This window comes from Nitratireductor sp. XY-223, assembly GCF_004959855.1.
Taxonomy (GTDB): Bacteria; Pseudomonadota; Alphaproteobacteria; order Rhizobiales; family Rhizobiaceae; genus Hoeflea_A.
Genome location: NZ_SPNT01000033.1, coordinates 1 through 10,646, shown reverse-complemented (window position 1 = coordinate 10,646; position 10,646 = coordinate 1). Strand labels below are relative to the sequence as shown.

At 59.8% G+C, this 10,646-nt stretch carries 13 protein-coding genes; 6 read left to right on the top strand and 7 right to left on the bottom strand.

Translation table 11 applies throughout. The features are described 5' to 3' along the window. Positions 1–131: 131 nt before the first annotated feature. From E4M07_RS28525 to E4M07_RS28510, 3 genes are all read right to left on the bottom strand, one after another. On the bottom strand, positions 132–368 hold the full coding sequence (locus E4M07_RS28525; protein WP_136661815.1) for a hypothetical protein: 237 nt from the start codon (positions 366–368) through the stop codon (positions 132–134). 289 nt (positions 369–657) lie between these two features. Continuing rightward, positions 658–873, bottom strand: coding sequence for a hypothetical protein (locus E4M07_RS28520; protein ID WP_136661814.1), 216 nt, complete (start codon positions 871–873; stop codon positions 658–660). Positions 874–1,778: 905 nt separating this feature from the next. Continuing rightward, entirely contained in the window at positions 1,779–3,002 is a 1,224-nt protein-coding gene (locus tag E4M07_RS28510) for an ATP-binding protein (RefSeq protein WP_136661812.1), read from the bottom strand. A 189-nt stretch (positions 3,003–3,191) separates the two neighbouring features. Here E4M07_RS28510 and E4M07_RS28505 point away from each other — a divergent pair, with 189 nt between their 5' ends. The 3 genes from E4M07_RS28505 to E4M07_RS28495 all read left to right on the top strand — a co-directional run bounded on the left by E4M07_RS28505 (position 3,192) and on the right by E4M07_RS28495 (position 5,947). After that, positions 3,192–3,857 carry a plasmid pRiA4b ORF-3 family protein gene (locus E4M07_RS28505; RefSeq protein WP_246660654.1) on the top strand — a complete coding sequence of 222 codons (666 nt, stop codon included), beginning with the start codon at positions 3,192–3,194 and terminating at the stop codon, positions 3,855–3,857. Positions 3,858–3,958: 101 nt separating this feature from the next. After that, positions 3,959–4,540 (top strand): recombinase family protein, encoded by a 582-nt coding sequence (locus tag E4M07_RS28500; protein WP_136661811.1) that lies wholly within the window; start codon positions 3,959–3,961, stop codon positions 4,538–4,540. A 21-nt stretch (positions 4,541–4,561) separates the two neighbouring features. Then, positions 4,562–5,947, top strand: coding sequence for an ISKra4 family transposase (locus tag E4M07_RS28495; RefSeq protein ID WP_136661810.1), 1,386 nt, complete (start codon positions 4,562–4,564; stop codon positions 5,945–5,947). A 93-nt stretch (positions 5,948–6,040) separates the two neighbouring features. On the opposite strand, the gene E4M07_RS28490 is transcribed toward E4M07_RS28495, so the two are convergent. The 3 genes from E4M07_RS28490 to E4M07_RS28480 form a co-directional block, all read right to left on the bottom strand. After that, the gene (locus E4M07_RS28490; RefSeq protein ID WP_136661809.1) at positions 6,041–6,337 is read right to left on the bottom strand and encodes a hypothetical protein; all 297 of its coding nucleotides are present in this window, start codon (positions 6,335–6,337) and stop codon (positions 6,041–6,043) included. Between the two features lie 99 nt (positions 6,338–6,436). After that, entirely contained in the window at positions 6,437–6,805 is a 369-nt protein-coding gene (locus tag E4M07_RS28485; protein ID WP_136661808.1) for a hypothetical protein, read from the bottom strand. Between the two features lie 108 nt (positions 6,806–6,913). Next, complete coding sequence (locus tag E4M07_RS28480) at positions 6,914–7,369, bottom strand: hypothetical protein (RefSeq protein WP_136661807.1); 456 nt, start codon at positions 7,367–7,369, stop codon at positions 6,914–6,916. A 57-nt stretch (positions 7,370–7,426) separates the two neighbouring features. On the opposite strand from E4M07_RS28480, the gene E4M07_RS28475 reads away from it, so the two are divergent. The 3 genes from E4M07_RS28475 to E4M07_RS28465 all read left to right on the top strand — a co-directional run bounded on the left by E4M07_RS28475 (position 7,427) and on the right by E4M07_RS28465 (position 9,658). After that, positions 7,427–8,047: a hypothetical protein gene (locus E4M07_RS28475; RefSeq protein ID WP_136661806.1), complete on the top strand. Its 621-nt coding sequence runs from the start codon at positions 7,427–7,429 to the stop codon at positions 8,045–8,047. A gap of 98 nt (positions 8,048–8,145) precedes the next feature. After that, complete coding sequence (locus E4M07_RS28470; protein ID WP_136661805.1) at positions 8,146–8,856, top strand: ATP-binding cassette domain-containing protein; 711 nt, start codon at positions 8,146–8,148, stop codon at positions 8,854–8,856. A 19-nt stretch (positions 8,857–8,875) separates the two neighbouring features. Next, entirely contained in the window at positions 8,876–9,658 is a 783-nt protein-coding gene (locus E4M07_RS28465; RefSeq protein WP_246660655.1) for a metal ABC transporter permease, read from the top strand. An 18-nt stretch (positions 9,659–9,676) separates the two neighbouring features. On the opposite strand, the gene E4M07_RS28460 is transcribed toward E4M07_RS28465, so the two are convergent. Further along, positions 9,677–10,513, bottom strand: coding sequence for a transposase (locus E4M07_RS28460; protein WP_136661803.1), 837 nt, complete (start codon positions 10,511–10,513; stop codon positions 9,677–9,679). Positions 10,514–10,646: the final 133 nt, after the last annotated feature.

Genomic DNA, 10,646 nt, shown 5'->3' with positions numbered 1-10,646 from the left:
TCAATGCTCGCAAGCAACTGCCGATCCTCAAAGCCGCTCTCCACAGACATGGCGCAGGATCGGGCGACAGCAACCAGGTTGACGACATGGCGCAGGCCGCCTAATCATGAAACCGCAACGCCACCCAATCCTCAGTTCTTTTTCAACAGAGAACGGGACATCCCCCTTCCAAACGGCGCAGCAAAGACCGCGGCACCGAGAAACATGCACAATACAGCACATATCAATAGTTTGGGAATTAAAGACAATAGTGACCCGGATAACAAATTCGCCAGGCTATCGGTACGTGCCGGGATTGAAGGTCCCACAGTGAAAATGTGTGCCTTCGCAGGTTTTTTCATTTCTTCGTAGGTGTGATCGTCATCCATTCGATGGTCCATAAGGCGCTTTACGGGCGAATTCCACGCCGATGCCACCTACTTGGAAAGGCGCTAGTCTCTCACCCATCATGCGCCTCACACCAGAACAAAAGCGCACCGCAGACGGAAGGACGTTTTCATTGGTTTTCAACTTCCGTTTGCGGAGATCGAAGAAAGACGGGTGCGACCGAAGTCCTTAGTCGTCCCGGTCGATAATGGCAACGACAGCCCTGTCAGCGGCGAAGGTTGTATTTTCAAGCGCTTAAGCGCTACGTCCCGGACCGGCGAGGTGTCGCCCTTACCCTGGATTGCGCTCTTTACCCGCCTCGCCGGCGACCATCTTCGCCACCGCAAGCGCCGTGTCGGCAGCCTTCTTTTCCGCATCGCAATTCTCCGAGAGCTCCGCCGCATGCATCAAAAGCATCGCCACCTTGTCGGCCCGAGTCATCGTACTCGTGCTTATCAGCGTGCTTGAGCTGTTGCTGGCGGTAACGCCGAGCGACAGCAGCGCCATGCAACACAGCAGGGCGAGCCTTGCGCGACCAGTCGGTGGCGACCAGTCAGTAACCGTTGTTTTCGTGTATGATCCGTCACCGTAATGCCTTTTTTTGCCGCCGGGGTTGGAGAATGCCGGTAAGCGGCGCTTTCATATCACGGCAAGGATACCCTCCCGCCCGGGGGAATTTGGCTATGGAAAGAATAGGCAAATGCGTCGGACCGGACCGCTGGGCCCGACACGCGGGCCATCTGCGGGACCGCCCGCCGGGCGTAACCCGCCAACAGACCGGACAACAGATCGGCTGGTGCACCGCAAGCCTCACCCGGCAAACGAACCCTGCCGCAGCATGATCCCGACGCCCTATGCGGTCCCGCTCACCAAAGCACAAACGGGCACACCGACCCGTGTCAAACCGACCGCGATGCCGCCGTCATCCGCGGGCCGCAGAGGACCTGAGGCGGATGAAGAAAACCCCGCAGGCGAAAATCATCCGCAGGGCGTTGAGCGGCGTCGGGAATATGCCTCGAAATTGCAACAATCGTGATGCACGCTGTGCCTGTGACGCGATTTCCGCGGCATGACCGCGCGGCATCGACGGGTACGGGGCCGTTCCGGCAACGGGCCGGCAACGGGTTTGTGAAGGCAGAAGGAAACGGGGCGATGGCACTGACCGGCACGACGATGGTCTTCAACGGCGCAAGGGACGGCTTCGTATACGTCCCGGCCCGCAAAGGCGCGGCAAAGAGGTGCGCAACATGTAACTGAGCCGAGCCAGCGCAGGCCGCCGGTTTTGACAAAGTGACCATGACTGGAGTGCACCAGGTCATCCTTGGCTCTGAGGAAACATTCTTCGATCGTCCAGCGCAGCCCGGCAGCGGCGGCGAGGTCAGCCGGTGCGGCGCACCACTTATTAGCACGTATTAACCGCTCCACAGGTTAGAGATTGGTACGGCTGCGAGCTTTTCTGCGAACGGAACGACCTCTTTGCCGTCATATAGTATCGCTCCGAATGAAAACCGATCACCGCTTGCCTCAGCTAACGTCTTCAACCCGCTGAGGTCAGACGTGCGGACGGTGGCAGACGCCTTGACTTCGATGCCAGCAATCAATCCGTCGTCTCTTTCCAATACGATGTCCACCTCACGCATCTCCTGGTCACGGTAGTGATAGGGACTGAGACGCATTTCTGTCCCGGTCGTAAGCTTCAGAACTTCCGAGAAAACGAAGCTCTCCAACAGGGCTCCTACCAAATCCCGGTTGTTGCGAACCCTCTCAAAGGTCAGGCCGCGGGTTGCGGCAAGAAGCCCACTATCCAAGAAGTGCAGCTTCGCCGTTTTGGTAATCCGTTTGATGGCGTTGGTGTACCATGGCGGCAGTGTGGAAATGAGGAAGACTTGCTCGAGAAGTCCCACATAGCGCTGGCTCGTTTTATGGCTCACATTGATGCTCGATCCGAATTCGGAATAGTTCACCAACTGGCCTGAATGCTCGGCAAGGAACCGAACAAACCTGGGCAGCTCTGTCAGCTTTTCAACGTTTGCAATATCCCTCAAGTCTCGGGTCAGAACGGAGGTCAGATAAGAACGTGCCCAATCCTGGCGACGTCGCTCAATATCGCGCGACAGGGCTTCCGGGAAACCTCCTTGGAGAACGATGTCCATGAGATCATCTCCCAGGACTGCGTCCTTGATCGATTGAAACTTACCTTCGAAAAGCTGTTTCAAGAATGCGGGGGTCACGTCCAAAAGCTCTGAACGTGAGAGTGGCAGCATGTGCAACGTCTCGATGCGTCCTGCGAGACTGTCTGCAACCTTTGGCAGAGTCATCACATTAGCGGAACCGGTGAGGAGAAACCGACCAGGTTGATAATCCTCGTCGATGGACTTCTTGATCGCAAGCAGGAGTTCGGGTGCCCTTTGCACCTCATCGATGGTGGCTGTGTCCAGACCTCGGATAAACCCGGCAGGGTCCGCGAGGGCTGCATCCAGGATCGTCTGGTCATCAAGGGTGACGTAGGTTCGATCTTCGCGCCCCACGGTTTGCACGAGCGTGGTTTTTCCGGCACGGCGTGGCCCCACAACAAGGACAACCGGTGTATCGGTCAGTGCCTCACGCAAGCGCGGATCGATAAGTCGTTTGTACATTGTCCGTTGCGACCGGCAGATTGAAAGTGTGAACACTGTTAATTGGGAATCAACTACCTGTCAATTGGAAGTACGAAGCCCGGTGATTGGAGGTCACGCGCCATCGGTAATTCCATCTACAAGCTTTTGGAGAGTACCGCAAAGCATGGGGCAGTTGCTATTTTTCTGTGATGATGGCGAGAATGGCCCATGATGATGAATGAGGCGCATGAAATAGTTCAGTTGAAGGTCAGGCTTTTGGGGATCAGCCCGATGATCTGGCGTCGTGTCAAGGTGCCCGCCGACATGACTCTGCGAGAACTGCATGGTGTTTGTCAGGTGGCTATGGGCTGGGAAAGTCTGCACCTTTACGCCTTTGATATTCGCGGGTCACAGTATGGATCCTTTGAGTTGTGTATGGGCGATCCTCGCACGCCGCTGAGCCGGTTTGGTTTTAGCGAAAACGACAAGTTCGAATACATCTATGATATGAGTGATCGCTGGGAGCATGAGATCCGCGTCGAGAGGTTTGGAATCGCCAAGCCGAACACGACCTATCCTGTGTGCATGGGTGGGGCGAGCACCTGTCCCCCGGAAGAGTGCGGCGGACCCCGTGGATATCTTGAGCGGAGGGATGAGGCAGAAGGCTATGAGGCGTATATGGACATGGATGTCATGGCTGGTTTTCTTGAGGATGTTGCTGCCGCAGACGCTCCTGATCGACCTGTATCTGATTTCATGTCTGAGGAAGTTGAGGACGCGATGGAACGGATCGCCGCGCGCAAGCCGTTCATGGAGGGCAAGTTCTCAAAAGGCGCTGTGAACAAGCGGTTTCGGGCTGGCGATCATCGCGACCTGATGCATCAGCAGTGGTAGGGGTGTCCAGGCCCGGAGGCTACGTCCAGAATATAGCTTGACGCGGTATTGGTCATGGGTGACCTTGTGGACATCGATTTTGGAACAGATCGCCCTCTCGCATGCCCCGAACCTTCGCCTACGCCAGAGTCTCGACGCTCGACCAGGACCCGGACAACCAGTTGGGCGAGATCGCCGCGGCCGGCTTTCAGGTCGCGCCACATCGGGTTATCACCGAGACGGTCTCAGGGTCCATGTCGATTTTACAGCGCAAGGGCTTTGCGCGGCTTCTGGACAAGATGGAACAGGGGGATGTGCTGGTGGTCACCAAGCTGGATCGACTGGGCCGTGACGCCATCGATGTCAGCACCACGGTGGCCCGACTTGAGAAGATGGGCATACGCGTTCATTGTCTGGCCCTTGGCGGCGTCGACCTGACCAGTTCTGCAGGCAAGTTGACCATGGGGGTGATCAATACCGTTGCCCAGTTCGAACGCGACCTGTTGATCGAACGCACCCAATCGGGTCTGGCCCGGGCCAGGGCGCAGGGGAAACGGCCTGGGCGGCCGGCGGTGCTGACCGCGGATCAACAAGCACAGGTGCGTGATCGGATCGCCCAAGGTGAAACACTCTCGGCCATTGCCCGTGACATGGGCACGAGCCGACAGACCATCATGCGAGCGAGAGATGCAGAACGGACATAGAAACAAGGACGTTGGGAGACTATGGATATTGAGATCAAGGTGATGATCACCGCGCCGGACGGAACGGTTCACACGGAAGACATTGCCAGGCTCACCAAGGCGGCCGAGACCATTGGCGACATCGGCCTGTCTATCGCCGAAAGCAAAGAGCTGCTTCTGAAACTGCAGCAGGAAATCGTGTCGGCGCAAGGCGCCGCGTTCTGCACAAAGCGCGCCCACTGCCCAAACTGCGGGCGTAAGTTACGCTGCAAGGCGCGCGGTCAGATCCGGTATCGCACGGTGTTCGGTGATGTCTCTGTGCCGAGCCCGCGGTTCTACAAGTGCCAATGCCAGGACAGCCCGTCCAAGACCTTCAGCCCGCTGACCGAACTCTTGCCCGACCACGTCGCGCCCGAGTTGCTTTGGCTCGAGACAAAATGGGCTTCGCTGGCCTCGTACGGCATCACGGCTGATATTCTGAAGGACATCTTGCCGATCGATGCGCGTCTCAGCCCGGATACGATCCGCCGACATCTGGGCCGTGTGGCGTCCCGGATGGAAGCTGAATTGGCGGATGAGCAATGGAGTTTCATAGAGACCAGCGCTTATCAGCGCCAACACCTGCCCAATCCAGAGGGGCCGATCACCGTCGGTATAGACGGCGGCTATGTCCGGTCCCGCGATGAAAGCCAGTCCCATTTCGAGGTCACCGTAGGCAAGTCGCTCCCCACCGATCGGCCAAGCCGGTATCTTGGCCTCGTCCAAAGCCATGACGCCAAGCCGAAACGGCGGCTGCACGAGGTGCTGAAAGATCAGGGCTGGCAGGAAAACCAGCCCGTGACCTTCATGACGGATGGCGGTGATACTGTGATCAATATGGCGCTCTACATGGCACCGGCCTCGGAACACATTCTCGACTGGTTCCACATCACCATGCGCCTCACTGTCATGCAGCAATACGTGAAAGGTCTGGCGCAGCACAATGAAGAGGAAGCCGAAAAGCTGGCGCGGCTCCTGCGGCAAATCAAGGGCTTCCTTTGGAACGGCAATATCCATGACGGCCAGATGATCATTGAAGATCTCGTCATGGACCTGGACGAGATCGAAACCAGCTACGCCAGCATCAAGGCCTTGCGCAAAGCGGCAAGCGAGTTCGAAACCTATATCACCAACAACCGAGCCATGATCCCAAACTATGCGGAGCGCCGCCGCTATGGCGAACGCGTCTCAACCGGCTTCGTTGAGAGCACCGTCAACACGGTTGTTGGCAAGCGCTTTGGCAAACGGCAGCAGATGCGCTGGTCAAAGCAAGGCGCTCACCTAATGCTTCAAACCCGAACACGCACTCTCGACGGAACCCTCCGCGCCAAGTTCGAGCAATGGTATCCGGGCATGAAATCAGGCGAGAACGACAAATTGGCGGCATAATTGCCCCACGCTTTGCGGTACTCTCATGACGTTACCTTCCATTGCCGCGACGGGCGCGACATGACGGGGCTCGGGCCCTTCGATCTGGTGACCTCATTCTGGTACGGCTACGTCCACCAGGAGAGCCTCGACGCGGTGTTCGCCCTGCTGGAGGCGATGGCCGGTTCGCTCGCCGCGGGGGGCGACCTCGTCATCGGCCTGTGCAATCCGCTGGGCCTTTTCGACGATGTGCCGCTTCATGCGCCGGCGGTCTATGGCGCGCGGATATCGGCGCAGGCGCTCGTGTGGCGTTTCACGGAAGCCGACGGAACGCACTTCGAGCAGAACATCGCGCCGCATCCGGACCTGATCGCCGAACGGCTCGCGCCGGGCTCCGAGGCAGCCCCGCACTGGCCGCGCCGCGCGCTGCATCTTCGCGGCCGCCGCGGGCGTCCCGCCGCAACGGCGTATCGGGCGGCGTTCCCGGTATGCGAAGCGGAAACGCTGGCCCTAGACGCCGCCCATGAGGCGCAGGATCGCGATCATGATGGCGTTGAGGACGGCAAAGCCGCCGAGCAGGCGCCACGTCAGGTCGAACTTCGCTTTCTCGATCTTCGCGTCCATATCGGCCCGCAGGAGATCGATATCGGCCCTGAGACCGGTTTCAACCTTCTCCAGGTCGGCCTTGAGACCGGTTTCAACCTTCTCCAGGTCGGCCTTGAGACCGGTTTCAACCTTCTCCAGGTCGGCCTTCGTCGCGACGCCGCCGGTGACGCCGGCGTGGATCGACAGGGTGATGGCCTCGGCCTGCTCCTGTGGCAGTCCGGCGTCGCGCAGGCGCTGGATCTCGGCGATGGTGTTGAAGGCCGTTTCGGCCATGTCGCGTCCTCTTGTCTTTCCTCGCCCGAACATAGGCCATCGGGCGTTTTGTTTCCAGTGGTGCTTGCGGCGGCGAACCGGGCGGCGTTCGCTATATCCGGCGCACCGCTATATGGCGGTCAGCACGACCAGCGCCGCGATCAGCAGTGTGTTGAGGATGGCGACGCCGGCGATGATGCGCACGGTCAGGACGGACATCGCCTTCCGGGCCGCGTCCTTGGCCGCGGCGGCGCAACGCTGCGTTTCGGCGATGCGGGCCTCTTCGTCCTTGTGCATGGTGAAGCGCATGAGGTCGAGCTCGGAGCGCAGCGTGTCATCGATGCGCTCGATATCGGAGCGCATGAGGGCGACGTCGGATTTGGTGGCGACGGCGGCGCGGATGCAAAGCGCAAGGGCCTCGGCCTGTGTCCCGGCGAGGCCGGCTTCTTTGAGGCTCTGGATTTCGGCGGCATCGTCAAGGCAGGGCCCGTCGATGCGGGCCGCCTCGACGCAAGGCTCCCCGATGGCGGTCTCTTCCCGTACGGGTTCGGCGCGGTCGGCTTCGGCGCGGGCGGGTTTCGTCATGGCGAATCGCTTTCAGTTTCGAGCCGCAAGCATAAGTCACATGGACGCCTGTTTCCAGTGGCGCTGCTTGCCGTGTTGCTGCTTGCCGGCGCGGCCCATGCGGCGGGGCGTGCTTTCGTGCGCCTTGCCGGCGCGGCGACACGCCGGGCGCTGCTTGCCCTGGCGCTGGCGTCCTTCGGGGCGCCCGCGGCGGCGCAGGAGGGCGATCCCCTCGCGCCCGTTTCCCAGCGACCCGCGGCCGCACCGATCCTGCCGCCCGCGCCGGGGGACGATCCGCTGTCCGGACCCGCGCCGGAAACGGCCGCATCGCCTCCGGCCCCGTACTTTTCATCCTCTGCGGACGACCTGCTGAAGCGGGCCTGGGCATCGGTCGTCGACGAGACGGCGCTGGAGACCTTCGCGGTGGAAGAGGAGGTGCTGCGGCTGCGCGGCGAGCGGCAGGCGCTGATCAACCGGATCCTTCGGCAGGAGCGTGAACTGACGAAGCTGCTCGAACCGCTCGGGCCGCCGCAACCGCCGCCGCCCGTGGAGACGCCCGCGCCTTCCCGGACGGTTTCGGCCGGCGCGACGGCCGTGCCCCCGGCGGCCGCCGATGACGGGGCCGGCGACGGGGCGGAAAAAGACCCGGGGAATGCGGCGAACGGCGCATTGTCATCGGCGTTCGGTGACGCTATATAAAATGGAAAAATTGTCGTCCCAGACGTTGTTCGGAGCATTCCAAACGCAATATAAGCTTATACGGAACTCGGGTTTGACTAAGAAACGGGACGCGGACCATGGCAGTGAAAGAACAGCTTCCCCGCCAGTTGAAAACTCTTGTCGTTGCGCGCGACATCGGTATTCGCCGCGGTGGGCGCTGGATCATCCGTCATGTCAACCTTACAGTGAGACGAAACGAAATCATCTATCTGATCGGTGCCAACGGAGCGGGCAAGACGACCTGCGCGAAAGCGCTCCTGGGATTGACCGATCCGGATGAGGGAACGGTGGAGCGACCCCGTTCGCTCGAGGTGGGCTATGTGCCCCAACGGCTGGCGATGGCTCCCACGCTGCCGCTCACCCTGCGTCGGCTGATGACACTGACCGGACGTTTTGACCAACAGGAGATCGACGATGCCCTGGTTTCCGTCGGCCTGGAGAACCTTGGCAACCCGCAGGTAGCGACGCTTTCGGGCGGAGAATTGCAACGGTTGCTTCTGGCCAGAGCGCTGATACACCGCCCCGACTTGCTGGTTCTGGACGAACCGGTCCAGGGTGTGGACATTGCCGGAACGGATGCGCTCCACAAGCTTGTCGCAGGCATCACCCGGGATCTCGGATGTGGTGTGCTGCTGATTTCCCACGACATCCAGAAGGCAATGGAGACCGGCAGCGACGTTGTCGTACTGGTGCCGCACGAACATGATGAGAAAACCGGAGCCGGAAACCTTTCCCGGGTCACTGGCCGCCGGTCCAGCGGGTTTTCAGGGGGACTGACCGGTGCTTGATGATTTTTTCACCCGGGCCATGCTGGCCGGAATCGGAATAGCTCTCGTCACGGGGCCAACCGGTTGCTTCATTGTCTGGAGGAGGCTGGCCTATTTCGGGGAAACCATCGCCCACTCCGCCGTTTTGGGTGTTACGTTGGCGATCCTGATCGAGATTCATCCGGTGGTTGGTGTTTTCATCATCGCATCGCTGATCGTGCTGGTGATGTTCCATCTGGAGCGGCGCGATTCACTGCCGAGCGACACTCTGCTGGGTCTGCTCTCACATGGCAGCCTAGCCCTCGGCCTCGTCATCATCTCCTTCATTCCCAACATGCGGATGGACTTGCGGGCGCTTCTGTTCGGAGACATCCTTGCAGTAAGCCGTCTGGATCTGGCGATCATCTGGGGGTGTGGGGCTATTGTCCTGGGAATACTCGCGTGCCTCTGGCGCCCGCTGCTTGTAGCCACGGTCAGTCCCGATCTGGCAAACGTCGCGAAACTCCGGCCAGAGCTTGCCCGGCTGGCTTTCGGCATCCTCTTGGCCGTGGTGATCGCTGCCGCCATCAGGTTCGTCGGCGTCCTGCTGATCGTCTCGTTGCTGATCATCCCGGCCGCAACGGTTCGCCGTTTCGCTTCCAGCCCTGAGCGGATGGCCGGTTTCGCAGCAGCCATGGGTGTTGTATCTGTCGCCGCCGGGCTGATGGCATCGGCAAGATTCGATACGCCGTCGGGACCTACAATCGTTGTGGCCGCCCTGGCTTTTTTCGCATTTACCCGGGCGTTTCGAAAAAAGTCGATCAACGGGGCGCGGGGGCTGTAATAAGTCCGCCCACAGGACTCACGGCATAAAGCCCTCCATTTCAGGGCCTGAAAGCGCCCGCTTTGGGCACGTTCGTCGCCACGCCTCAAGAGCCTTTTCCTGATCATGCAATATCCACCGTCGGAGTATGTCGAACCCGGTCCGGAACCATGACTTGGAACGCCGCTTATGGGCTTTTTTGCGGACGCCCTTTCGACCCATTGCCTGACTTGCGCATCGGTATGCCCAGGTCATGGCCAGAGCAACGACCGCCAGTAGAGTGGCGAGTTTGGCAGGGTCGGTGATGTGGGTGTCTTCGATGTTGAAGCCTCGGGTTTTGGCATCGGCGAAGAGGCACTCGATACCCCATCTCTTGCGGTAGAGGCGCAGCGCACTTTTGGGTGCCGGGATATTTGTGGCGACCAGAAGCAATTCGCCACCCTTGATCGCTTTTCCCTCAAAGCGCAGGAGATTTTCGGGTGTGCGGGCCATGCCGGGGAGCCAGCCCTTCCACTGGCCCTTGCATCGTTTGCGCAGCAGTGAGCGCAGTTGAAACACCCGACCACCCTCGGTTTCGATGCGCATGTTTTCGCGCAAGCGAATGACAAACGGCACATTGTTCTCAATGAGATATGCCATCCAATCAACGCCAACGAACTCCCGGTCAGCCAGCAGCGCTTCGATTGATGACGCTGCGAATACGCGAAGATACCGTTCCATCAGATCAATGCGCTGTGGCGTCGAACTGTTGCCGCGATGGCTCAGCTCGACTTTGTACAAAAACCAGTCACGTCCATGTCCAGAAGATTTCGTTTGTTGAGATTTCTTCCAGCGCTTGGTCGAGGGGCAAAATGATCCCTGCGAAGTCTCCAACATCTTGCCACCGCCCTCGGTAGGACCAGAACATTATCCTCATTTCGTCACCAGAACCGGTTGGCTGAAGTCGGGCGATCGGTGCCTCTGTGTCCGTGAGGTGGAGATTGTAGCCGTTCCGTATCCTGGTGATTGT